Source organism: Dokdonia sp. R86516 (assembly GCF_044596715.1).
Lineage (GTDB): Bacteria > Bacteroidota > Bacteroidia > Flavobacteriales > Flavobacteriaceae > Dokdonia.
In genome coordinates this window covers 3,326,548-3,351,486 of sequence record NZ_CP138998.1, presented here as the reverse complement: position 1 = coordinate 3,351,486, position 24,939 = coordinate 3,326,548, and the positions used below count along the sequence as shown (strand labels likewise).

Annotated in this window: 24 protein-coding genes; 8 read left to right on the top strand and 16 right to left on the bottom strand. The window is 37.8% G+C overall.

Annotation, left to right across the window (positions count from 1 at the left end):
* Positions 1-84: 84 nt before the first annotated feature.
* Entirely contained in the window at positions 85-1,647 is a 1,563-nt protein-coding gene (locus SJY23_RS15000; RefSeq protein WP_396596977.1) for a hypothetical protein, read from the top strand.
* 42 nt (positions 1,648-1,689) lie between these two features.
* Positions 1,690-2,550: a DMT family transporter gene (locus SJY23_RS14995; protein WP_396596976.1), complete on the top strand. Its 861-nt coding sequence runs from the start codon at positions 1,690-1,692 to the stop codon at positions 2,548-2,550.
* A 7-nt stretch (positions 2,551-2,557) separates the two neighbouring features.
* Here SJY23_RS14995 and SJY23_RS14990 read toward each other — a convergent pair whose 3' ends face one another.
* The gene (locus SJY23_RS14990; protein WP_396596975.1) at positions 2,558-3,247 is read right to left on the bottom strand and encodes an RluA family pseudouridine synthase; all 690 of its coding nucleotides are present in this window, start codon (positions 3,245-3,247) and stop codon (positions 2,558-2,560) included.
* A 34-nt stretch (positions 3,248-3,281) separates the two neighbouring features.
* Entirely contained in the window at positions 3,282-4,100 is an 819-nt protein-coding gene (gene panB / locus SJY23_RS14985; protein WP_035336358.1) for a 3-methyl-2-oxobutanoate hydroxymethyltransferase, read from the bottom strand.
* Positions 4,101-4,160: 60 nt separating this feature from the next.
* On the opposite strand from panB, the gene SJY23_RS14980 reads away from it, so the two are divergent.
* Positions 4,161-4,670: a nuclear transport factor 2 family protein gene (locus SJY23_RS14980; protein WP_396596974.1), complete on the top strand. Its 510-nt coding sequence runs from the start codon at positions 4,161-4,163 to the stop codon at positions 4,668-4,670.
* 13 nt (positions 4,671-4,683) lie between these two features.
* Here SJY23_RS14980 and SJY23_RS14975 read toward each other — a convergent pair whose 3' ends face one another.
* From SJY23_RS14975 to SJY23_RS14940, 8 genes are all read right to left on the bottom strand, one after another.
* Positions 4,684-5,433, bottom strand: coding sequence for a hypothetical protein (locus SJY23_RS14975; protein ID WP_396596973.1), 750 nt, complete (start codon positions 5,431-5,433; stop codon positions 4,684-4,686).
* A 79-nt stretch (positions 5,434-5,512) separates the two neighbouring features.
* Positions 5,513-6,949, bottom strand: coding sequence for an L-serine ammonia-lyase (locus tag SJY23_RS14970; RefSeq protein ID WP_396596972.1), 1,437 nt, complete (start codon positions 6,947-6,949; stop codon positions 5,513-5,515).
* Positions 6,946-7,455: a GNAT family N-acetyltransferase gene (locus tag SJY23_RS14965; RefSeq protein WP_396596971.1), complete on the bottom strand. Its 510-nt coding sequence runs from the start codon at positions 7,453-7,455 to the stop codon at positions 6,946-6,948. The genes SJY23_RS14970 and SJY23_RS14965 overlap by 4 nt, the downstream gene beginning before the upstream one ends.
* A 6-nt stretch (positions 7,456-7,461) precedes the next feature.
* A complete protein-coding gene (locus SJY23_RS14960; RefSeq protein ID WP_396596970.1) occupies positions 7,462-7,986 on the bottom strand; it encodes a type II CAAX prenyl endopeptidase Rce1 family protein in 525 nt (174 codons plus the stop codon).
* 226 nt (positions 7,987-8,212) lie between these two features.
* Positions 8,213-9,709 (bottom strand): S10 family peptidase, encoded by a 1,497-nt coding sequence (locus SJY23_RS14955; protein WP_396596969.1) that lies wholly within the window; start codon positions 9,707-9,709, stop codon positions 8,213-8,215.
* An 82-nt stretch (positions 9,710-9,791) separates the two neighbouring features.
* Positions 9,792-10,508, bottom strand: coding sequence for a DUF3307 domain-containing protein (locus tag SJY23_RS14950; RefSeq protein ID WP_396596968.1), 717 nt, complete (start codon positions 10,506-10,508; stop codon positions 9,792-9,794).
* Positions 10,508-11,200: a fumarate hydratase gene (locus tag SJY23_RS14945; protein ID WP_051583955.1), complete on the bottom strand. Its 693-nt coding sequence runs from the start codon at positions 11,198-11,200 to the stop codon at positions 10,508-10,510. Before SJY23_RS14945 ends, SJY23_RS14950 begins: the two co-directional genes overlap by 1 nt.
* A 134-nt stretch (positions 11,201-11,334) precedes the next feature.
* The gene (locus tag SJY23_RS14940) at positions 11,335-12,708 is read right to left on the bottom strand and encodes an amidohydrolase family protein (protein ID WP_396596967.1); all 1,374 of its coding nucleotides are present in this window, start codon (positions 12,706-12,708) and stop codon (positions 11,335-11,337) included.
* A 150-nt stretch (positions 12,709-12,858) separates the two neighbouring features.
* Between SJY23_RS14940 and SJY23_RS14935 the strand changes: the two genes are divergently transcribed.
* Together SJY23_RS14935 and SJY23_RS14930 are read left to right on the top strand one after the other, a co-directional pair.
* Positions 12,859-13,263 carry a TerB family tellurite resistance protein gene (locus SJY23_RS14935; protein ID WP_396596966.1) on the top strand — a complete coding sequence of 135 codons (405 nt, stop codon included), beginning with the start codon at positions 12,859-12,861 and terminating at the stop codon, positions 13,261-13,263.
* 120 nt (positions 13,264-13,383) lie between these two features.
* Positions 13,384-13,833 (top strand): Hsp20/alpha crystallin family protein, encoded by a 450-nt coding sequence (locus tag SJY23_RS14930; RefSeq protein ID WP_035336374.1) that lies wholly within the window; start codon positions 13,384-13,386, stop codon positions 13,831-13,833.
* A 54-nt stretch (positions 13,834-13,887) separates the two neighbouring features.
* Here SJY23_RS14930 and uvrB read toward each other — a convergent pair whose 3' ends face one another.
* From uvrB to SJY23_RS14915, 3 genes are all read right to left on the bottom strand, one after another.
* A complete protein-coding gene (uvrB, locus tag SJY23_RS14925; RefSeq protein WP_396596965.1) occupies positions 13,888-15,888 on the bottom strand; it encodes an excinuclease ABC subunit UvrB in 2,001 nt (666 codons plus the stop codon).
* Between the two features lie 95 nt (positions 15,889-15,983).
* Positions 15,984-17,177, bottom strand: a complete 1,194-nt coding sequence (locus tag SJY23_RS14920; protein WP_396596964.1) for an aspartate aminotransferase family protein — start codon at positions 17,175-17,177, stop codon at positions 15,984-15,986.
* A gap of 86 nt (positions 17,178-17,263) precedes the next feature.
* Complete coding sequence (locus SJY23_RS14915) at positions 17,264-17,845, bottom strand: hypothetical protein (protein WP_035336378.1); 582 nt, start codon at positions 17,843-17,845, stop codon at positions 17,264-17,266.
* Between the two features lie 199 nt (positions 17,846-18,044).
* Here SJY23_RS14915 and rpmH point away from each other — a divergent pair, with 199 nt between their 5' ends.
* The 3 genes from rpmH (at position 18,045) to SJY23_RS14900 (ending at position 21,755) form a co-directional block, all read left to right on the top strand.
* The gene (gene rpmH / locus SJY23_RS14910) at positions 18,045-18,206 is read left to right on the top strand and encodes a 50S ribosomal protein L34 (protein ID WP_013751688.1); all 162 of its coding nucleotides are present in this window, start codon (positions 18,045-18,047) and stop codon (positions 18,204-18,206) included.
* 106 nt (positions 18,207-18,312) lie between these two features.
* On the top strand, positions 18,313-21,165 hold the full coding sequence (carB, locus tag SJY23_RS14905) for a carbamoyl-phosphate synthase large subunit (RefSeq protein WP_396596963.1): 2,853 nt from the start codon (positions 18,313-18,315) through the stop codon (positions 21,163-21,165).
* Positions 21,166-21,416: 251 nt separating this feature from the next.
* Positions 21,417-21,755: a T9SS type A sorting domain-containing protein gene (locus tag SJY23_RS14900; protein ID WP_396596962.1), complete on the top strand. Its 339-nt coding sequence runs from the start codon at positions 21,417-21,419 to the stop codon at positions 21,753-21,755.
* Positions 21,756-21,799: 44 nt separating this feature from the next.
* Here the strand turns inward: SJY23_RS14900 and SJY23_RS14895 are convergent, their stop codons facing one another.
* The 3 genes from SJY23_RS14895 to SJY23_RS14885 are packed head-to-tail and all read right to left on the bottom strand — an operon-like array spanning position 21,800 to position 24,866.
* On the bottom strand, positions 21,800-22,168 hold the full coding sequence (locus SJY23_RS14895; RefSeq protein WP_035336382.1) for a hypothetical protein: 369 nt from the start codon (positions 22,166-22,168) through the stop codon (positions 21,800-21,802).
* A gap of 7 nt (positions 22,169-22,175) precedes the next feature.
* Complete coding sequence (gene rmuC / locus SJY23_RS14890) at positions 22,176-23,585, bottom strand: DNA recombination protein RmuC (RefSeq protein ID WP_396596961.1); 1,410 nt, start codon at positions 23,583-23,585, stop codon at positions 22,176-22,178.
* A gap of 45 nt (positions 23,586-23,630) precedes the next feature.
* Entirely contained in the window at positions 23,631-24,866 is a 1,236-nt protein-coding gene (locus SJY23_RS14885) for a DUF2130 domain-containing protein (RefSeq protein WP_035336386.1), read from the bottom strand.
* Positions 24,867-24,939: the final 73 nt, after the last annotated feature.

Genomic DNA, 24,939 nt, shown 5'->3' with positions numbered 1-24,939 from the left:
ATTCTTTGAGAATCTTTCAAATGGGAGGTCTTACGATATCAAGGTTAATTTTAGTCTAATCAAATAACTGTATTTCAATTAGTTATGAGAAAAATCATTACAACGCTTAATGATCATAATGACTCTTTATTTATTTTAATAAAGTCATTATCTAAGAGTGAAAAGCGACAGTTCAAGCTATACGTAGGCCGACTAGTGGGAAATAGCGAGGCAAAATTTTTACAACTATTTGAATTTTTAGACAAAGAGAAAACATACAATGAGGCTGCTATTTTAAAGTCTGGAATTGTTACCAAAACACAACTATCTAACCTCAAAGCGCATCTTTATAGACAACTTTTGATAAGCCTTCGGCTTACTCCTGCACATCAAAATATACGTGTGCAAATACGAGAGCAGCTAGACTTTGCAACCATACTATATCAAAAGGGGTTGTATAAGCAAAGCCTTAAAATTCTAGATAAAGCTAAAAGTATGGCACTAGAAAATGAGGAGAAAAATGTTGCCTACGAGATTGTAGAGCTAGAAAAAATCATAGAAACCCAGTATATCACTAGAAGTATAGCTACCCGTGCAGATGAGCTTGCTGTGCAGGCCAAAAGCCTGAGTGAACAAAACGTTATGGCGAGCAAGCTATCTAACTTGTCGCTGCAACTTTATAGCATTATGCTCAAAACGGGCTATGTAAAAAGTGATAAGGAAAAGCAAGAGCTCACAGATTACTTTGATGGGCACTTGCCTAATTATGATTACGACTTGCTCAATTTTAGAGAGAAGATGTGGCTATATAAAGCGCATCTCTGGTACAGTTTTCTTATTCAAGATTTTCTTTCTTGTTATAAATATGCAGATCGCTATGTGCGCTTATTTGATGAGAACCCTTTAATGATAAAACAGAACCCTGTTTTTTATCTCAAAGGCATACATTATTTATTAGAGTCATTATTTTACCTCAAACACGAGTCAAAATTTAGAGAAGCGCTAGAGAAGCTCACCACTGTAAAGGAGAATCCTAATTTCCCTAAAGGTGATAACCTGGATACACTCCTGTTTTTATATACGAGTAGTAACCGCTTTAATCATCGCTTTATGATAGGCGAGTTTAAAGATGGTGAAGATCTCGTTAAGGAGGTGCTCACTGGATTAAAATCACCTAAATACCGTATAGATGAGCATCACGTGATGATCTTTTATTACAAGATGGCGAGTCTATATTTTGGGGCGGGTGATAACATAAAATGTATCGAGTACTGCCAGAAAATCATAAATAATCATAGCCTTAAGAGCCGTGAGGACTTGATGTGCTTCTCACGTATTCTTAATCTCATCGCTCATTATGAGGCTGGTAAAGATTACCATCTTGAGTCATTGTTAAGAAGCACCTATAAGTTTCTTATTAAGATGGATGATATGCACGAGGTGCAAAAGGAGATGATTAAATTTGTGCGCAACCTGGGAGATATCTATCCTCACGAACTTAAAACTGAGTTTAAAAAACTTCACAGTACGCTCAAGCAATACGAAGACGATCCGTATGAGCGTAGAGCCTTCTTATATCTAGATGTGTTGTCTTGGCTAGAGAGTAAGATAGAAAACAGACCCGTTGCGGATGTGATTAAAGAAAAAGCACAAAAATTAATAAGGTAATCTTCTACTTTATTTTTTTACAACATACCCTAACACCATTTAATGTCAAATAACACCACCCGCCATATATTAGAAATTAACCTAGCAATGCTTTTTGTAAGCACCTCGGGAGTACTAGGTAGATACATTGATTTGCCACCAGCCGTAACCATCGGTATACGCTCATTTCTTGCAATGTTACTACTGGGACTATTCGTAAAGTGGAAAGGTTTTTCTTTTACGCTTGCGCGAAAAGATATACTCGGAATTGCGCTATCTGGAGTTTTTATGGGGCTACACTGGATTACCTATTTCTACTCATTACAATTGTCTAACGTGGCAATAGGGATGCTGTCATTATTTACATATCCAGTAATGACAAGCTTACTCGAGCCTGTATTTTTAAAAACACAGTTTTCAAAAATGCACTTGCTACTAGGGGTACTTGTCTTGATAGGTATTTACTTTCTTGCGCCTTCTTTTGATACAGAAAACGACTACTTCCTTGCGATATTAATAGGTTTGCTGTCGGCATTATGTTTTGCAATACGTAACCTCTTGGTAAAAACAAAGATAGGCTCCTACAACGGGTCTGTAGTGATGTGGTATCAAACGCTGGTGATAGCAATAATGCTTATACCGGCATATTTCATTTTTGATGCCGAAGGATTTGTAAAAGAGCTTCCTTATATAGGGATGCTTGCCCTTATAACTACTGCTTTGGGACACACGATGTTTCTCTTTAGTATTAAAAGGTTTTCTGTGACGGCTGCTAGTTTAATGGGAAGCGTACAACCTATTTATGGAATCATCCTCGGTATTATTTTTCTTAACGAAATACCTGGGTGGCGTACCGTTTTGGGAGGGTCTCTTATTTTATTTAGTGTAGTGGTAGAGAGTTTAAGAGCGTCTCGAAATAAGTAGGAAATCCCTAATTACAGGCCTTCCACACAGCATCTCCTTCGGGAACTTGAGCTATAAAAGTCATTTCTTCCTTTTTTACAGGGTGGTTGAGGGTAAGCTTTCGCGAAAGCAAACTTATACTACCATCAGGATTACTGCGGTCAAAACCATATTTAAGATCTCCCTTTATAGGGCAACCTATGGCCGTAAGCTGGGCGCGTATCTGGTGATGTCTCCCAGTGTGTAGGTCTATCTCAAGAAGATAAAATGTTTTAAGCTTTTTAATCACTCTGTAATCTAGAACAGCTTTTTTACTGTCTGGCACCTCGTGCTTGTGAGCGTAGCTTTTGTTTTGTTTTGGGTTGCGTTTTAAAAAGTGTGTAAGCGTGCCACTCTCTGCCGGAGGCGGGTTTTTTACAAGTGCCCAGTATGTTTTTTTAGTCTGTCGCTCAGAAAACATCTTGTTAAGACGCGGTAACGCCTTACTGGTACGGGCAAAAATAACAATGCCAGAAGTAGGTCTGTCTAGTCTGTGTACCACACCTAGATATACCGCTCCTGGCTTATTATATTTTACTGCAATATATTTTTTTACAACTTCACTCAGTGGCAAGTCTCCCGTTTTATCTCCCTGCACAATATCACCACTACGTTTATTAACCACGATAATGTGGTTATCTTCATATATAACGTTGAGGTTTTCTGGCGTGGAGTGCATTGTGGGTGGTTACCGCTTTCGCGAAAGCGTACTATTAATACTGCTCATCTTCATTAGGAAAGTCCTGTGATTTTACGTCTGCGCTGTACTTCTCAAAAGCAGAGGTCATCTCAGTATGCATATCTAGATAACGACGTAAAAATCGTGGGTTGAACTCGTGAGTCATACCCAGCATATCGTGTGTTACTAGTACTTGACCATCTACACCACCACCAGCGCCTATACCTATAACAGGGATTGTTAAGCTATCTGCAACCTCCTTTGCGAGTTGTGCCGGTACTTTTTCAAGCACAAGGGCAAAACAACCTGCTTTTTGAAGCATAAGGGCATCTTCTTTAAGTTTTTGAGCTTCTTCTTCTTCCTTAGCTCGTACTGTATATGTACCAAATTTATAGATACTTTGTGGCGTAAGTCCTAGGTGACCCATTACCGGGATACCTGCGTTAAGGATACGCTTTATGCTTTCTTTTACTTCTTTACCACCTTCAAGTTTTATAGAGTGACCTCCAGATTCTTTCATAATACGTATGGCAGATCTTAGTGCTTCTTTAGGGTCACTTTGATAACTACCAAAAGGTAGATCTACAACTACTAGCGCGCGGTTTGCCGCTCTTACAACAGAAGAGGCGTGGTAAATCATCTGGTCTAGAGTGATAGGTAATGTAGTCTCGTGACCAGCCATCACATTTGATGCACTATCACCTACAAGAATCACATCTATGCCTGCACCATCTACAATTTGAGCCATTGTATAATCATAGGCTGTGAGCATTGATATTTTCTCTCCTCGAGATTTCATCTCAGTAAGAGACTTCACGGTTACTCTTTTGTATTCTTTTTTGGCTGTAGACATTTGTTTATTTTTTCTGTTACAAAAGTAGTAAATTAGATACCTATGTGTTAAACATTATAGATGCGACTCAAATATCTTTTTATTCCTATGATTGCGGTGTTCTTATTATTTGCCTTTGTAAAGGCAGATAAAGATTACTACAGGACTGCAAATCAAGATGTTTATAGTGAGAAAGTTGTAAAGGAGGTGGTGCAAACTTTTTTTGAAGGCTTTCATATGCAAGACTCAATTTTAATAAAAAAAGTAGTGCATCCAGATGTAATGATGCAATCTATAGGAAAGGGAGAGCTAGGTGAGGTACAACTGAGCAAGCAAGATTTCAGCGGATTTTTAAAGTCTATTTGTAGTATACCTGCGAGTACCACGTTTGAAGAGCGTATAGATAGCTATGAGATAAAAATGGATGGCAAGATGGCAAATGTCTGGACGCCATATTCATTTTACATAAATGGTAGTCTAAGTCATTGCGGGACTAATAGTTTCCAGCTTTTTAAGCGCAACGGTGTCTGGAAGATATTTTATATAGTAGACACTCGTGATCGTGAGGGTTGTGGTGAGAAGCGAGGGTAGCGATAGTAGCTCTCTAGTCTAGCTTGTAAATTAATCTAAAATCCATATTAAACTCAACACCGGTAGAAAATCCCTCATCACGTCGCGGATTTGTATCATTAAATAAAAAGTTGTCTTCAAAATCAAATCCTCTAAAGCTAGGATTTTCGATATTACTATATCTGTTATCCTTAAAACGAACACCTAGCCCAAAGTTTACACGGAGCATAAGTTTATTTGATAATCTTGTATACTCTCCAAAGTTTACTAAAACCCCATTTTTTACACGTTGATAGTCTGCACGGTCAAAAGCTATGAGCTCTACAGTGCCGTTTGCATCATTTACAGGATTAAACGTGTCAAAAAGTAGTGTTTCTTTACTGTTTATGTAAAACAACTCTAGCCCAATATAATTTGTGTATTTTTCTCCTTTGCCTATAAAGTAAAGTACTTCTGGACGTATTTCATAAAGGCTATAATTGTTTGAGTCTTCATTTGTGTAAGGTAAGCCTTGAAAACCTACTCCCACGCTACCTCCCACAGACCAGTGATTGTTAAGTGATCTCGTGTACCCTACATTTATTCTAGGAAAAGGCGTGATAGGACTTACTAAACTAAGGCTCACATATGATTTTACAGGTACTCTTGAGATACTATCCCTACGCTCAATTTTCTTTATTCGTTTTTCTACGCGTATTGCTTTCTTTTCTTCACGGGTGGTCTGTGCTTGTAGGTTTTGAAAACAACATAAAATGATAACGAGGGCAGTTGTAGTAATTCTCATTTAAGGTAGGATTTAGTGAGGATTCTATATCAAGATACATTCTCTATCAGAAGGTTGCGTGATAAGTGGCTTTATATTTTTAACAATCTGACATTGCAACATTTATCGCAAGGCCACCTTCTGAGGTTTCTTTGTATTTTGTATTCATATCTTGTGCTGTTTGCCACATCGTCTCTATGACTTTATCTAGTGGGACTTTTGCATTTGCAGCATCTGCATCTAGCGCCATCTCACAGGCATTAATCGCTTTTATAGCCCCCATTGCATTACGCTCTATACAAGGTATCTGTACAAGACCGCCTATAGGGTCACAGGTAAGACCTAAGTGATGCTCCATAGCAATCTCTGCTGCCATAAGAACTTGCTCTGGAGTACCGCCCATAAGCTCTGTAAGTCCTGCTGCTGCCATAGCACTAGAGACTCCTATTTCTGCTTGACATCCACCCATTGCGGCAGAGATGGTTGCTCCTTTTTTAAAGAGACTTCCTACCTCTCCAGCTACAAGTAAGAACCTTTTAATATCTTCAAAATTTGCATCGTGATTTTCTATAACGATGTAGTACATAAGCACAGAAGGGATTACGCCTGCGCTTCCGTTAGTAGGAGCGGTCACGACACGTCCTAGAGATGCATTTACCTCATTTACTGCTAGGGCAAAGCAGGATACCCATTTTAATATTTCGCGAAAGCGTACTTCTTGCCCACGTATAGCTTCTATCCACTCGTACTTATCTGTGTATGTTGTGTTTTTTTGTAAGCGTAAGTGCGTGTCAAAAGCGCGTCTTCTCACATTGAGACCACCTGGGAGCGTTCCCTCGGTGTGACAGCCTGTGTACATAGAGTCAAGCATTACATCCCAAATCTGTCTAAAACGCTCATCAATCTCCTCTTGAGTATTGAGGTACAATTCATTTTCTAAAATAATTTCAGAAATGGACTTGCCTTCTTGCTTACAGAATTTAAGTAATTCGGTTGCTTTTTCTATAGGTCTGGGGAAACATTCAAAGGCTATCTTCTTGCGCTGTGCTCTCTTTCTTTCTTTTTGAATTACAAAACCACCGCCTATGGAGTAGTACACCTCTCTTACTTTCTTGCCGTTAGTAAGTGTTGCTGTAAAGCGTATTCCGTTAGGGTGAAAAGGGAGAAATTTTCTATTAAAAATAATATCCTCTTCTGGGTCAAAACTAAAGGTGAGTGACCCATCCAGCTCTAACCTTCTAAAGAGTTTTATGTGTTCTACCGTAGTCGGGATGTCTTCTATACTGCAGGTTGTAGGGTCTGCACCCGTAAGTCCCATAATAACGGCGACATCTGTGGCGTGTCCCTTACCGGTGAGAGATAATGAGCCGTAGAGGTCTACTTTTAAACTCTCTATAAGTTCAAAGTTACCTTTAGTCTTAAGTTTTTCAATAAATCTAATGGCCGCTCTCCACGGTCCTAGCGTATGAGAACTAGAAGGTCCCACACCTATTTTAAGCATATCAAAAACAGAAATAGCCTCTATTTGCTTGTTCATAGATCAAGTCGCATTATATAATCGGTTTGAATCTCTGCAATCATATCATAATCGTGAGTGCCTACTATCTTAAAACCGTGTCTTTTATAAAATTTTATGGCCTCTGGATTTTCTTCCCAAACGCCCAGCCAAATGTAGTTTTTTTCTAACTCCTTTGCTTTAGAAATCGAAAATTCTATAAGCTCGCTTCCGTAGCCCTTTCCTAAGTGTGGGATATCTATGTATATACGTTCTACTTCTAATCCATTTTCTTCTTGAAATTCTGTTTGGGCGTTGCTTGTATTGAGTTTTAAATAGCCTAGAATTTCATCCTTCTCTTTATAAAAATACCAGTATGAATCTGGGTTGGATAGTTGTTTGTTGAGGTTCGCTTTCGCGAAAGCGTCTTCATAATACCTCTCAATCACACCAGGTGCATTTTTTGAAGCAAAAGCTGCCGAGTATGTGCGCATAGCAAGATCACGTAGGGTAGAAAGATCGTTTAATGTGATAGGAGTGAGACGCATACTGATCTAGCTTGTTGTGGTGCGAGAAATAATTAAAATAATGATTACAAAACCGTTATTCATCGCGTGGAGTGCCATAGGCCAAACGATGTTTTCATTTTTGATTTTAAGTAATCCCATCATAAATCCTGAAATTATTCTAGGTATAATAAGCGCAATGAGCGCTGCATTAAGCACAAAGGTGTCTACATAATTATTAATATGTACCATACCAAAAAGTAGCGAACTCACAATAAGAACAACCGTAGAATGTCGTGATAAGAAGTTGCGTATTTTGAGGGTGCTTTGCTCGGGTATAAGCTGTTTGAAAATCGTAAACACGGTAAATAAGAATACCGCTATAAACCCAAGTTTTACAGCCCAATGCACATCTGTAGGGATAAATTTATTTGAGTAAAAAAGTGGCCAGGAGCATAAAAGCAATATCACATCTGCGTGAGAAGGTTTTATAAGCGTGCGGAACATCATCTCCTCGATAATGGGAGCAAATATTACCGCGAGTACAAATAACTTAAGCGGGTTGTCTTGCAAGAGTTTCTTTAAGAAACTTTGCTCATATTGCTCTTCAAATAGATCTGGAAACTGAGTTTTTACAATGCCAAATGCTATAAAAATTAAAATGTATAACGCCCAGAGATAGAGGTAATACCTTACGAGATTTGAGGTCTTATTGATAATTGTGTGTTTTAAACAGCCCTTGAGTGGTGTTTCAAGGGCTGCTGTTTTTTATATTATGAGAGTGACTTATCGGATTTCTTTAATGTTTTGCTCCATTTTCAATACCCACAGAAGATTTTTTGATAAAATCACGTAAATCATCATTTGCATTGATAAGATCTTCATTGCGTAAGTACATCATGTGTCCAGACCTATATCCTTTAAAGCTTAATCTGTCAGCCAACTTGCCACTTGCGTTAAGTTGCCACATCACATATTTTGCATTAAAGTAGGTGGTTGCGCCATCGTAATAACCGCTTTGTATCATTACGTTGAGGTTAGGGTTAACACCCATTGCTTTACGAAGACTTGCTCCAGCATTGTTGTTAGAGCGATCCCATGGACGCACAGGGCCAAACATATTATAACTAAGGTCTGTTTTCAATCCTAACTCTTGACTGTAATAATAGTTAATGGCTGGAGTAAAGGAATGTAGCCATGATGTGAGTTCGCTATTGTAATCTGGTCTATCACCAGCTTCTTTTACGTCTAATCCTTTATAACGAGAATCAAGACGTCCTATGGTAAGTCCGTCGCGGTTTCTCAATAAATCTTTCCAGAAGTAATTAAAAGGTACTTCAAGGTTGTTTTGTCTTATGGTAGTTTCTGAGAGTCCAGAGTAGTAGGCCATTTTTTTGATAGCGGCCTCTTTTTTATCTGCTTCCAGATATCCAGATTTTACCAGTAGAGGTAATAGCTCGTTTACCGCATAGTGTTCACTTTCGGCAAGTACTTCAGTTAGGTCTTTCTGTTGAAGGGCTGGAGGCAGCATATTGTGATACCATGCGGCAGCTGTAAAGTAAGGAAGGCGGTTTGCCACTTCTACCGGTCCATCAAAATCAAAACCTATTTCTGTAGGAGATACGAGCACAACCCCGTTAATAAACATCCATTTACTATCTTGAAGTTCGGCGGCAAGTCCAGATACGCGGGTGGTGCCATAACTTTCGCCAATTAAAAACTTAGGAGAGCGCCAGCGATTATTTCTTGTTACAAAAGTATTTACCCAGTCGGCTAGATATTTAATATCTGCATTTACTCCAAAAAACTGTTTAGAGTCCGGCATTTCTCCTTTTTCATTAGGCAGCATTCGGCTATATCCAGTATTTACAGGGTTTACAAAGACGATATCTGCTACGTCTAAGATTGAATTGGGGTTACTTTTTATGCCGTAAGGTTGTACTGGATAACCTTCGTCGTCTATTTTAAGGATGCGTGGTCCTGTATATGCAATGTGCATCCATACAGATGCAGATCCTGGACCACCGTTAAAAGAAATAACTAAAGGTCTAGTCTCATCATTTTTAATATCAGAACGTTTGTAATAGGTGTATAATAAACTCGCAACAGGCATTCCTTCATCATCCCAGACTGGTTGAAAACCAGCTGTAGCTGTATACGGAATCGTTTTTCCCTTAATAGTGATAGAGTGATTTGTTACGATGGTCGTGTCTATTGGTACAGAGACTTTTTGAGAATACGCTTTCGCGAAAGCGGAAACAATAATAATACCCGTGAGAATGTGTTTGAAATACATGGATTGTGAATTTTGGTTGTATTTATAAAAATAGTGTGTAGTAGCTAAACATAAGGGAATAAAGACCTTTTTAATGAATATGCTATGGCGCGATAAAGAGTGTGTATAATAATGCACAACCTATGGCAATGGCAAAACTCAGCATGGTGCCTATGAGTACATACTCCGTTTTAAGATAGTCTCCATCTTTGAATCTCAAAATTGATTTTGCAGTAATCAAAAACCCTACTGCGCTGAACTGCCCTACGATGATAAGCACGAGTACTAGCCACCTCTCTGTAATACCTATTAGTCTGCCAGCATTAGGCAGGTCTTGTGATTTTTCTGTAAATGAAACAGAGAATAGGTTGAAAATTTCTTTAATAATAATATTTGCTGGCTTTGTACAAAGTAAAAACATTGCAATAAGGCATATTAGAGGAAAGTGGGAGGCATCTAGTACAAGTGGTTGCCACCCCAAGATATTTACATAAAGAATACTTGCTACCACATAGGTGATGATGTGAAGTAACTGGTCAATAAAGAAAGCACCTTTATGTAGCCATTTGTTGTTAAGTAATTGAGGTTTTAAGCCGTCAATGATCCAGTGTATGCCTGCGATTACTATTGCCCAAGGAAGAAACCTATAATCAAGAGATGTAATAAAAGATGCAATAAACACTGTGAGAATATGCCACTTGAGATGCTTGCTTTTGAAGCCTTTTTTTGCCTTTGACTTTGCAGTTTTCTTAGATTGAAAAGTGTAATCTGCAAGCAGATGACCTATGGTTTGTAAGGCGATGAGAGTTGCTATGTCCATTATGAAATCTTGCTTAAGGTGTGATTAAAATACTTGATGGCTTTGTCCATTCCATTCCATCCAGAGGCTGTGGAGTGCTGATTAATAGAAGACTGACTTACTCCTAGTTTTTTTGCAATAACCTTCTCGCTATTACCCATAATTTTTAAAAACAAGACCTCACTCTGTCTGCTAGTTGCTCGTGCTAGTAAGTGATCTAGTAATGAGATAATAGCATCTATGTTGAGGTTTAGCTCTTCGTTTATTGAGCTAAAGAATAGCGTGTTTTTTATAACCATACGCTCCTTGTTGTGGGTGCTCTCACTACTTATAGCACGACCACTTCTGTAAATGGCGTCCCCATCTATAATATTTTCTTCTCTATTGAATCTATCTAGCCTACCTAAGCCCATAGCAAGGCGAATGCTATAGGTCTGAAAAACTCTTGTTCTATTATTCTCTACCTTTTCCTCAATTTCTAAAGACTTTATGAATGTTTTGATAGCTAGTGCCACAGCAAGTCCATTTTCAGGATCAGGAACCACACACTCAAGATAATCTCCTTTGATGAGTCTAGAGAACGTATTATATTTAGCTTCTAGTTGTTTAAATAACTGCAATAGTTGTACTTCGAGCGTTTTCTTTTCGTCCGTGCTTAAACTTGTGTAGGCAATAAAATCGCCAGAAATTACTATATGATTGGTATAATCCACTTTTTGAATACTTTGAAAATCAAATATAAGCAAATATGCTTATAGAATATATTTATAAGCAAATAAGCTTATAGAGTATATTTATAAGTATATATGCTTATAAAGTATATTTATAAGTGAATATGCTTATAAATCTATTTTTCAGTATGTACGATAGTACCATCCTTAATTACCGTATTTATATCTTGCGTAGCACTTATGTCTAGTAGCGGATTACTACTAAGAAGTACTAAGTCTGCTTTGTTACCTGCGGCTAGATGATAGCCTTTCTTGTGTAAAAAATTTGCGCCTTGATACATTGTTGCAATTGCATTTGCTGGAGTAATCCCAGCTTTTACCATTTCTTCTAACTCTCCATGTAGCGATGGTCCTGGGTAAGTATATGAATTGTAAGCGCCACTATCTGATCCCGAAAGGAGATTAACCCCAGCTTTATCTAATGAAACAACCAGCTTTAGAAAAAATTGCTGTAGTTCTTTTCTATCTTGTTTGGCTTTTGGACTTGCATTCAGAGCGCCTTTATTCCTTCCTTCATAAGTGGCTATAAAATCTGCATCTAGCGTTTTTAAATAAGCATCATCACTATGATTTACTTCGTCCATATAGCTCAGCACATCGCCTATGTATAAAGTAGGGGTGACGTATACATTCTTACTTTTTAATTTTTCAAAAGTTTGTTGTGCTGTTTGCTCATCATAACTTGCTATAAGCTGTTCCATACTTCCCCAGAACCCTAGCTTTCCATCTTTTACGTCTTGAGTAATCTCTTTTTCACGAGAAGAGCATCCTTTTAAAATATAATAGAGGTGTTCAATATTATCAATTCCAGCAGCGATGGTTTCATCTAGTGTCACGGTAAAAGGCATGTGCCCGGAGGTAATCATTCCGCGCTCTTCTGCTTGTGTTATAATGGATAGGTAAGTCTCTCTAGAGATTGTACTATCATAAAGTTTTACATAATCGACTTCTAGTTGCTGCAAAGAATCTAGAGCTCTACTTATTTCTTCGTCTGTAGTAACACCTATAGAGCCTGCCCAGCGAGCATTCTTTCCATCTAGTTTAGGTCCAGATGTATAAATAGTAGGACCTATGCGCTTTTTATTTTTTATTTCTTCATTCCATTGCTGTACTTGGGTAGTGAGGTCGCCTCCAGCATCGCGCACTGTTGTAATTCCATATTTTATAAATTGTTCAAGAAATTTCTCATTCTGCGGAATAAGAGCTTCGCCTCCGCGAAAATGAGTATGATTATCCCAAAAACCAAGAAGTAAAAACTTACCAGTGCCGTCTATTTCATGACCCTCCTTAGTGTCTGAAGGTGTTCTGACTTCTTCAATTTTGTAAATCGAATCATTCTTTAGGTACACGTTTTTATTAGTGCTTAGTACTCCATTTTCGTCTATAATGGAGACATTGCTTATCTTGAGATCATATGCTGGCTTTGTGTCCTTAGGCTTACAGCCTGCAAGTAGTAAAAGTATCGCTATGATTGAGTATGTGTGCTTCATATAATTGATATTGTCTGTTTAGGGGAGTTTTACTGCTACGCTTTCGCGAAAGCGTAGTTCCTCAAAGCTCAGTCTTAAAATTACAAAATAGCTAACTATTTATAGGAGGGATGTCGCTCAGTCTAAAATAACAATTACATTGCGTTTCAAATGAAGAAAATGAACACTGAAAATCTCCAAATTATATCTGATATGTTACTCATGGCAAAAGCAGATAATAAATTACATGAACGTGAGTATAATTTTATACTTCAGGTGGCAAAGCGTATGAATGTCTCAAAAAAAGAGGTCGATGCGCTTGTAGAAAACCCTCAAAGTAAGATGGTTTTTAAAACAGAAATGCAGCGTCTCACACAGTTTCATAGGGTGCTCTTAGTAATGAATGTAGATGAAGAAACTCAATTTGTAGAAATTGACACCTTACGTAATTATGGTTTAAAGCTAGGAATACGTGCAGAGGCGGTGCAGCAAATACTAAGCGAAATGGCAGATTATGAGCATAAAATGATACCTTCAGAACGTCTTGTAGAGATTTTCAAACGCTTCTATAATTAATGCAAAGCGTCAAAATGACAGTGTAAATTATATTAAAACTGTCAAAAAGTCATAAAATTTATATTGGAACTGAATTTGCCTAATCCATAGCAGAATCAGTTAAACTTTAAATTTATAATTATGACTTTAGTTAGAAAAAATACAGCTCCATATTTACCATCAGTTTTTGAAGAATTATTAAATACTGACTGGCTAGGAGGAAGAACAAACACATTTGCCACAGCAACCCCTTCTGTAAATATTATAGAGGCAGATGATTCATTTGCTTTACAAGTAGCTGCCCCAGGACTTAAGAAAGAGAATTTCAATATCCAATTAGATAATGATTTACTCACAATCTCTTCTGAGATTAAGAAAGAAGCAGAGAGTCAGGATGCTCAAGCAGCAGAAAATCAGAAATTTACGAGAAGAGAATTTAATTACACTTCATTTAAACGCTCGTTTAATTTACCTGAATCTGTAAATACAGCAAAAATCACTGCCGAATATGTAGATGGTATTCTCACAATAGGATTGCCTAAACGTGAGGAAGCACGTGTGCAGCCATCTCGATTAATCGAGATAGCATAACAATTTAAGTTGGTTAGTTTTAGATTGGGTTTCCGCAAGGAGACCCTTTCTTATTTATGCGAGTTCCTTAAGCTTTTCTTGATAGGCCTTAATTTGATCTCTCAGTTTTGCGGCCTGCATGAAGTCTAGTTCCTTTGCTGCGGCTTCCATGGCTTTACGAGTGCTTCTTATTTTCTTCTCAAGCTGAGGTTTTGTCTCATACTCTTGAGCATCTTCGGCCGCTAGGTTTACGAGTTCTTCGGCTTCTATTTTGTAAGCTTCTTTCTGTGTGATTGCATTATCAAGTGATTTTTTTATTGCCATAGGGCTCAAGCCGTGCTTGGTATTATAATCTATTTGCTTTTGCCTGCGATAATTACTGTCATCTATGGTTTCTTGCATAGAGCGAGTAATTTTATCTGCATACATGATTGCCTTACCGTTTATATTACGGGCAGCACGACCTATCGTTTGTGTGAGTGACCTGTTACTACGTAAAAAACCTTCTTTATCTGCATCTAGAATTGCTACAAGTGACACTTCAGGAAGATCTAGACCTTCTCTTAGTAGGTTTACACCCACGAGGACATCGTATAATCCTTTACGTAAATCCTGCATGATTTCTACGCGCTCAAGCGTATCCACATCAGAGTGTATGTAGCGTGTTCTTATGTCTATTCGCGTTAGGTACTTTGTGAGTTCTTCTGCCATACGCTTGGTAAGTGTAGTGACTAGAATGCGTTCATCACGTGCAGTAACTTTTGTGATTTCCTCTATAAGATCATCTATCTGGTTAAGTGATGGGCGTACTTCTACTATAGGATCAAGTAAACCTGTAGGTCTTATAATTTGCTCCACATAGGCGCCTTCGGTTTTTTGTAATTCATAATCTGCCGGAGTTGCAGATACGTAGATGACTTGGTTCTGCATCGCTTCCCATTCCTCAAATTTAAGAGGTCTGTTATCCATTGCAGCAGGAAGTCTAAAACCGTATTCTACTAGGTTTTCTTTTCTGCTTCTATCGCCACCATACATTGCACTTACTTGAGAGACTGTTACGTGACTTTCATCTACTACCATTAAATAGTCGTCTGGAAAGAAGTCTAATAAACAGAACGGTCTTGTGCCTGGCTCACGACCATCAAGATATCTTGAGTAATTCTCAATACCTGAGCAATACCCAAGTTCGCGTATCATCTCAAGGTCAAAATTTGTTCGCTCATCAAGACGTTTTGCTTCTAGGTGTTTACCTACGCCTTCAAAAAAGCCAACTTGCTTTGTAAGGTCTTCACCTATTTGATTAATCGCTCCTTGAAGTACATCTTGCGAGGTTACAAACATATTTGCAGGGTAGATGCGCAATTGTGAGTACTTCTCAATCACCTCTGCAGATGTAGGGTCAAAGGCTTCAATCTCTTCAATCTCATCACCAAAGAAGTGAATCCTAAACGCCATATCTGCATACCCAGGAAAAACTTCTACGGTATCTCCTTTAATTCTAAAATTCCCATGATTAAACTCACTTTCTGTTCTGGAGTATAAGCTTTGTACTAGCTTTTTGAGAAGCATCGTACGTGCGATGACTTGATCTTGCTTAATCTCAATGATGTTTTTTTGAAACTCGGCAGGGTTTCCTATACCGTATAAACAAGAAACCGAAGCTATTACAATCACATCTCGCCTACCTGAAAGTAGGGAAGTGGTTGTGCTTAATCGCATTTTTTCTATCTCCTCATTTATAGAAAGATCTTTTTCAATATAAACTCCAGAGGAAGGAATAAACGCTTCTGGCTGGTAGTAGTCATAGTAAGAAACAAAATACTCTACGGCATTGTTTGGAAAAAACGATTTAAACTCACTGTATAATTGGGCGGCAAGTGTTTTGTTATGTGCTAGTACTAATGTGGGTTTTTGCGTTTCTTGAATCACGTTTGCCACGGTAAATGTCTTTCCACTTCCGGTCACACCGAGAAGTGTTTGATATGCTTCGTTAGCATTAACGCCGTCTACTAGTGATTTAATAGCAGTGGGCTGATCGCCAGTAGGTTTAAAGGGTGATTCAAGTTTAAATTTCAAAAGCAGAATTTTTTATAAAATTACGGGTTTTTACGCTTTCGCGAAAGCGTGACACTCCCAATGAAATGTTAGAAAAAAAATGAAACTGATGTTATTTATAGAGAAAGGGCCTGATGAGCTTCATTCAAAGCGCCTAAAAGAATCTCACAACCTTCCTTGATTTCATCTATAGAAATGGTGAGTGGAGGTGTGATTCTTATGGCAGTGCTTTCAAAAAGTAGCCAGAATAAAATCAACCCGCGATCTTGGCATTTGAGGATAACTTCAGAAGCAATTTCTGCCGAAGGTGTCATGGCAGCTAGCATGAGTCCGCGGCCACGTATTTCTGTGATAAGCGGGTGAACTAGTAGTGATCTGATTAATTGTTCTTTTTCTAATGCTTCTTGCATTAGGCTACTCTCGGTAATTTCTTGAAGTGTAGCCAGTGCTGCAGCTGCAATTACTGGGTAACCTCCAAAGGTGGTAATATGACCAAGTTTTGGGTTATCTGAAAGCAAAGACATGATTTCTCGTGAGGCAGTAAACGCACCTATAGGCATGCCTCCTCCTAGTCCTTTGCCAGTGACAAGAATGTCTGGAGCTACATCGTAATGTTCAAAACCAAAGAGCTTACCAGTGCGACCCATTCCTGGTTGAATTTCGTCCAAAATCAATAGGGCGCCAACTTCCTGACATCGTGCTTTCACTTTTGCTAGAAAATTATGTGTAGGTTCTATAAAGCCAGCTCCGCCTTGAATTGTCTCAAGGACAACTCCTGCTGTTTTTTCTGTAATACGCTCAAGATAGCGCTCGCAATTAAACTTAATAAAAGCCACATCACCTATCATAGGGCGGAAGGGTGCTGTACGCTCTTCATTACTCATCAAGCTTAGCGCTCCATAACTATTACCGTGATATGCATCTACGGCAGCTATAATTTCAGTTCTTCCTGTTGCTCGTCTTGCTAGTTTTATCGCACCGTCTATGGCTTCTGTGCCACTGTTTACAAGATATGTGCTTTCTAGTTTTTCAGGAAGGTGTTGTGCAAGAAGTTTTGTGAGTTGTACGGCAGGAGACTGTGCATATTCACCGTACACCATAACGTGTAGGTATTTATCAAGCTGGTCTGTAATTGCTTTTTTTACTCTAGGATGTTGATGTCCTAAGCTGCAGGCAGAAACTCCAGCGACAAAATCTAAATACTTTTTATCTGCAGTGTCATATATATAACTTCCTTTTGCACGAGCTACTTCCATCGCTAGTGGATGCGGCGTAGTTTGTGCCTGATAGGTGAGGAAATCTGTTTTCATATAATAATAGATGACACTGGAAAATCTCAAATTTTCGCGAAAGCGAAATCAAATACACTTTTTTCTAAAGAATAATAAGGATGATGTTATCTTCCTTGTCTTCTTCCAGCGCGTGCAGATGTGCGCTGTCCGTACTGGTGCTTAGGCTGGTTTCCAGCACGCTTCATGTTTTCCTTCATCATTTTGAGTTGTTCACCTAGCATATTGTGCTTGTCGTGAGACTCTGCTTCTTTCATGAGAACTTGTGCTTCTCGCTTGCGGTTTTTACTCATAGCTATACCTGCAAGGCTCAGTTTTGCCATAGCAAGATCTGCATCCATAGATAAACCTAATTCAATAGCCTTTTTAAAATACTTTTCAGAAAGACTCATATTGGTTTGTGATACCATCAGGCCTTGTAAGTAATTATAGTAGCCTTCTTGTTTTTGGACGAGTGCTGTGCTCGGGTTTTTAATCTTTTTGAGCCATTTTTGTGCTCCTGGGAAGTCTTGTTTACGTAAACGTAAGAAGGCTAGGAGTATAATTTCGTTCTTAAAGTACAAGAATATAAATATTCCCATTAAAAGTAAGAGCATGATGCCGTTACCTATTTCATTCTCTATAAACTGCCATACAGCAGCGGCTAGTGTAGCTAGGGCAAGAACAAGTTTGATGTTTTTATTGAACATATATTGTATTTAGGTCGAATGATTTGTTATTTTTGCCTCACTCTGCAAGGCGATTGCAAAGGTATACAAAAGGAGATAAAATATTTTCATTTTTCCATTTGCAGAAGTAAAAACTTCTCGTATATTTGCGCCCAGCTTAGAGAGCTGTAATAAAAAGAAATTAAAGGCGGTCTTAGAAAGACCTTAAAGAAGATACAAAATGAGCAAGAGAACGTTTCAGCCATCAAAAAGAAAAAGAAGAAACAAACACGGTTTTAGAGAGCGTATGGCTTCTGTAAACGGTCGTAAAGTTTTAGCACGTCGTCGTGCTAAAGGAAGAAAGAAAATCAGTGTATCTTCTGAAACTCGTCACAAAAAATAATGCATCTTTAAGATGTATATATAAGGTGTTGCTTTTTTTAAGTAACACCTTTTTTTATACCCTGTAAGTTCCTAATTTTAGAAAACATTAGAAAAATATTAAGTAAATGCCTAAAAATCAAAACTTAAAATCGATTCTGCTTATAGGCTCAGGGCCTATAGTCATTGGTCAAGCGTGTGAATTTGATTATGCTGGATCTCAATCTTTACGTTCTTTAAGAGAGGATGGAATTGAGACTATTCTTATTAATTCTAACCCTGCAACCATTATGACTGATCCGACAATGGCGGATCATGTGTATTTATTACCATTAAATACAAAGTCAATTGTTCAAATACTAAAAGAACATCCTCAGATTGACGCAGTACTCCCTACAATGGGTGGACAGACTGCGCTTAACCTTTGTATTGAGGCAGATGAAAAAGGAATTTGGAAAGATTTTGGTGTAGAACTCATAGGGGTTGATATTGATGCGATTAACATAACAGAAGATCGCGATCAGTTTAAAAACTTAATGCGCGACATAGGTGTACCAATGGCACCACAAGCAAGTGCAAACTCTTTCTTAAAAGGAAAAGAGATTGCTCAAGAGTTTGGTTTTCCGTTAGTAATACGATCTTCATTTACACTAGGTGGGGCAGGAGCTTCATTTGTATTTGAAGAAAAAGATTTTGATAAACTACTTTCTCATGGTCTTGAAGTATCGCCTGTACATGAGGTGATGATTGATAAGGCTCTTTTAGGCTGGAAAGAATATGAGCTAGAATTATTACGTGATGCAAATGATAACGTAGTAATAATCTGTGCGATAGAGAATATGGATCCTATGGGAATCCACACTGGAGATTCAATAACAGTAGCTCCAGCAATGACACTTTCTGATGTCACTTATCAAAAAATGCGTGATATGGCTATCCATATGATGCGTAGTATAGGTGATTTTGCAGGAGGATGTAACGTACAGTTTGCTGTCAATCCAGATAATGAAGAGGAGATTATTGCAATTGAAATTAACCCACGTGTGTCAAGATCATCTGCACTAGCATCTAAAGCGACTGGATATCCTATTGCAAAGATTGCAACTAAGCTAGCAATAGGTTACCACCTTGATGAACTTGATAATCAAATCACTAAGTCAACATCGGCACTTTTTGAGCCTACACTAGATTATGTGATTGTAAAAATCCCACGTTGGAACTTTGATAAGTTTGAAGGAAGTGATCGTACCCTTGGCTTACAGATGAAATCTGTAGGAGAAGTAATGGGAATAGGTCGTTCTTTTCAAGAGGCATTACATAAAGCGACGCAATCTCTTGAGATTAAGCGTAACGGATTAGGAGCAGATGGTAAAGGCTATAAAAGCTATGATCAGATTATAGAGAAGCTTACAAACGCGAGTTGGGATCGTGTATTTGTGATCTATGATGCCATCCAGATGGGTATTCCATTAACTCGTATCCATGAGATTACAAAAATAGATATGTGGTTCCTTAAACAATATGAGGAGCTATATGCGATGGACAAAGAAATATCTACGTATAAATTAGATACGCTTCCGCGAAATTTATTGATGGAAGCAAAGCAACGTGGTTTTGCAGATCGTCAGATTGCCCACATGTTAGGATGTTTAGAGAGTGAAGTTACGCACAGACGTGACGAGCTTAGAATAAATCGAGTTTATAAGTTAGTAGATACTTGTGCAGCAGAATTTGTTGCAAAAACTCCTTATTTCTACTCTACTTTTGAGAATGATATGCAGCTTGCAGATGGAACATTAACTACTCATAATGAGAGCGTTGTTTCAGATAAGAAAAAGATTATAGTATTAGGTTCAGGTCCCAACCGTATAGGTCAAGGAATAGAATTTGACTACTGCTGTGTGCATGGGGTAATGGCAGCTGCAGAGTGTGGTTATGAAACAATCATGATTAACTGTAATCCAGAAACGGTATCTACAGATTTTGACACGGCAGATAAGCTTTACTTTGAGCCTGTATTCTGGGAACACATTTACGACATTATCCGTCATGAAAAACCAGAAGGAGTCATTGTTCAACTAGGAGGGCAAACGGCGCTTAAGTTGGCTGAAAAGCTAGATCGTTATGGTATCAAAATTTTAGGAACTAGTTATCAAGCACTAGATCTTGCAGAAGATAGAGGAAGTTTTTCTTCGCTATTAAAAGATCTTAATATCCCTTATCCAGAATTTGATGTTGCCGAAACAGCAGATGAAGCACTAGTAGTAGCAGCAAAACTTGATTACCCTATTCTTGTAAGACCATCATATGTATTAGGAGGTCAAGGAATGAAGATTGTAATCAATGATAATGAACTTGAAGAGCACGTAGTAGACTTACTGCGTAAAATTCCTAATAATAAACTGTTACTAGATCACTACTTAGATGGAGCAATAGAGGCAGAGGCAGATGCTATTTGTGACGGAGAAGACGTTTATATAATAGGTATTATGGAGCATATAGAACCTTGCGGAATTCACTCTGGGGACTCTAATGCAACCTTACCTCCTTTTAATCTAGGAGACCTTGTCATGGAGCAAATAAAAGACCATACTAGAAAGATAGCATTAGCTCTTGATACTGTAGGTCTCATTAATATCCAGTTTGCAGTAAAGGATGACAAGGTATATATCATTGAGGCAAACCCTCGTGCATCTCGTACGGTTCCATTTATTGCAAAGGCCTATAAAGAGCCTTATGTGAATTATGCTACAAAAGTGATGCTAGGTGCTAAGAAGGTAAAAGATTTTAATTTTAATCCGCAGCTTGAAGGGTATGCAATTAAGCAACCAGTATTCTCTTTCAATAAATTTCCTAATGTAAATAAGAACTTAGGACCAGAAATGAAGAGTACAGGAGAAAGTATACTGTTTATTGATAACTTAAGAGATGATGCATTTTACGATCTATATGCTCGTAGAAAAATGTATTTGAGTAATTAAGTACAATCTCAGTAATAATTCTTAAAAGCCTACTCCTAAAGTAGGCTTTTTTTAATACTAAAACCCTGTTCAATTTAAAACTAACAATCTGTAAATTAGCGTTTAATGTTTATCTAATTTCTTTAGATTTGTTAAAAAATATGCGCTTTAACGTGCTATTGTAATATAATTGTAGGTTTATTCTTTCAAACATGAATTTTTTAAAAAATCAATCTTATATTGTAAACACATTCAATTAATTTCCCCCATTGATGATTAAAAAATTACTCTTATTGAGCTTCTTTTTCCTTTCTGTAGGATCGATTATGGCTCAAAATAATGACTATAAAGGTGATAGTAAAGATCAGACTTCACTAGCAGAAGAGGTTTCTATTTACCCTAATCCCGCGATAGATAAAGTTCAAATCTCTAATGATGGGAAAAATAAATTAAAGGTTGTTGTCTATAATATTTTGGGAGATCCGATGTTGGACAAAAACATCACTGGAAATGATGATTATTTGGATATTACGACACTACAGGCGGGTATCTATATTGTTTCTTTTACAGATGGTAAACGGACCACTACTAAGAGACTAGTTAAAAATTAGCACTAAATCATACTCATAAAAAAAGCCGCAAATTGCGGCTTTTTTTATTGTCTATTGAAATGTGGCGATTGTTCCGGTACTACTTTTGTGACAAAGTATTTTGAATCTCCCCAAAAGGAAAACGTTCCAAACCGCTCTATATATTCAAGCTTTACATATTGACCTTGATATTCTTGAAGTGCTTCAATAGCTTCTTTTTCTTGGTCTAATACCGAGAAACTAAATATTTGTGCACCACTTATACCTTGGCTTATTTCCCCTTCCCAAGTTTTAAACACTACTCCTTTATTTGAAAACTTTATGAGTTCGCCAGCGCGAGTTCCTTTACTATAAGGCACGTAGTATATAAATGCAAACCATCCGGCAGCCATAAGAAATATGGTGGTTAACACTACAAATAATATTTTTTTCATAATTGATTTATTCGATTAAAGTTATATCGTCATCACTCGCAATAGCGCGGTTAACGATGTTTTCTGGAAGTTGCTTCTTTGCTTTTGCTCCCATTTTTCTTAGTTTTTCAACGCGTGTAATTAGGTTTCCGTTTCCTTCTACAAGTTTATTCATTGCTGCTGAATATCCTGCCTTAGCATCGTCCATTTTTTTACCTACAGCAGTTAGATCGGTCACTAAGCCATGAAATTTATCATATAATCCTCCTGCTTGCCTCGCAATCTCTAGCGCATTTTGTTGTTGTTTCTCATTATTCCACATAGAGTCTATAGTGCGTAATGTGGCTAAGAGCGTAGATGGAGTGACTATCACAATATTCTTTTCAAATGCCTGATTGTATAATTGATTATCATAATTAATTGCAACTGCAAATGCTGGCTCAATCGGGATGAAAAGTAATACAAAATCTGGACTTTCAATCTGGTAAAGATCGTGGTAATTTTTATCACTGAGCTGTTGTATGTGACGTTTTAGAGCAACTACATGATCTTTTAAATGCGTGTCACGTAGATGTAATTCTTCCTCATTTACAAATCGCTCATAAGCACGCAGCGAGACTTTACTATCTACAATCATTTTTTTGTTATCAGGAAGGTGTATTACCACATCTGGTAATACTCGGTTACCTTCTTCTGTTGTAAAGCTCTGCTGTATAAAGTATTCTCTATCTTTTTCTAGACCAGATTTTTCAAGGACTCTTTCTAGCACAAGTTTACCCCAGTTGCCTTGCATTTTACTGTCTCCTTTGAGTGCCTTGGTTAGATTATTTGCCTCCTTTGTCATTTGCTCATTTAGAGCGGTAAGACCTTTTATTTGCTCGTGTAAAGCAGAGCTCCTGTGTATTGCTTCCTTGTTAGTAGACTCTACTTTGAGTTCAAATTTTTCTATCTTTTCTTGAAGTGGCTTTAATATACTGTCTATATTCTTCTGGTTCTGTAAGGTGAATTTATTTGACTTTTCGTCAAGTATTTTATTAGCTATAATTTCAAAATCCTTGGTAAATTTTTCTTGGAGTTGCTCAAGCTCTTTCGTTTTCTCGTCCATACGGAGTTTGAGATTCTCATAGGCAACGTTGCGTGCTGTGAGCTCATTTTGAAATTGATCCTTTTCCTCTCTTATGTAAGCTATTTGCTTGTCACTTTCAAGTCGTAACTTTTGAAGTTGATTGCTATTTTCTTGTCTAAGCTGGGTGTTTTCTTGTTGCGCTTTCGCGAAAGCGGTCTTACCCTCAACTACCTTTTCTTGCTCGTTATCCAGCCGTTCCTGTAAACTAATGAACTGTCCTTTCTTCTTAAGATTTTCAATGTAAAAACCCAAAAATCCACCCACGAGGAGGCCTATGCAACTAGTGATAATAAGAAGGAGTGTATTGTCCATATTACTAAAAGGTAAAACGTATTTTAAAGGATAACTTTATACTATTTAATCAATTTGTGTGTCTGGTAAATCCAGTACGGCAGAGGTCTCAAGTGCATTACCAGCAATTCCCTTGATAGAGCCAAATAACGCCGAAATATTTTCTTGCACCACCCAGATTTGTTTCTCTCGGGAAGCCCAAATCCTGTGCATTGCCTTTTTCTCAGAGTTGAGCTGATTGATCATACCATCGTAATTCTCAACAATACGCTTTATATTTTGCACAAACTCATTACTGGTGAGGTAGCCATAAAGAAGTTCCATTTTATCTCCTTTATTCTCATCAGATGATTTTACAGATTGCGTTTTAATGAGCATTTCCCTAAGAACAAATGAGACGCTTTTTACCTCATGAAATCCACAAATCCATACACCATCTTTCTCCCCAAAACGGTCCATATCACTAGGAAATGTTTCTGTAACAATAACAGCAATATCTGCCTTACATTGTACTTGGTCTTGCTTAAGTTTTTCTATCCAGTCGTTTGAGAAATTCTTGGTACGTTTACTTTCATAAACGATAGAGCCACATGACTGCTGGAGTCTATTCATTACATTTTGAATACAGTCTGCACCTCGTATTCCTTTACCTACTTCCGTAATATTATCAAAAGGGTAGGAGTGCGCGAGTAGCTCTTCGAGTGCAAGTTCTTGCACTTCTCCTTGCATTTGCATGCTTCCTTGCTCTGCCTTGCGCTTCATCTCATCAATAAGCTTTTTTTGATCGTTCAGCTTTTTTTCAAATTCCTTTTCTTTAAGAAACATAGCTTCACGTTCTTTGGCGCGAGCTTTGTCTTCTATGGCTTTTTGACTTTCTAGAAGCTGCTTTTGCATAGTGAGTTGTAACTCTTCTGCTTGCTCTTTTAGCTGGTTTTCACGTTTTAGTAAATCTATCTCAGCCGATTTTAATGCGCGGTTTTCTTCCTTACGCTTTTCATTTTCAGACTGTAGTGATTTTAATTGCTGCTCAAAAGCTTCTTGAGTTGACTTTTCAATTTTTTCCTGCTCTTTGACTAGGCGCTGCTCTAATTTTGCCTTAAAAAGCTCATTTTCACGCTCCTTCTTTTCTTCAAAGAGTGCTACTTCCTTTTCAAGCTTTGCACGTTCTGCATTGAATTTTTCAGCTTGTTCGGCTACTTTGCGCTCATATTGCGCTTTAAATTGCGCCTGTAATTTTCCTGATAACGCCTCTTCTACGTCAAAGTTGTGAGCACAATTAGGGCACTGTATTTTATCAGTCATTGATTTTATTTTTGATAGTAATTCCTAATATTTGGAAATATGCTATAAAGATAGGAGAAGTAGCAAACATACA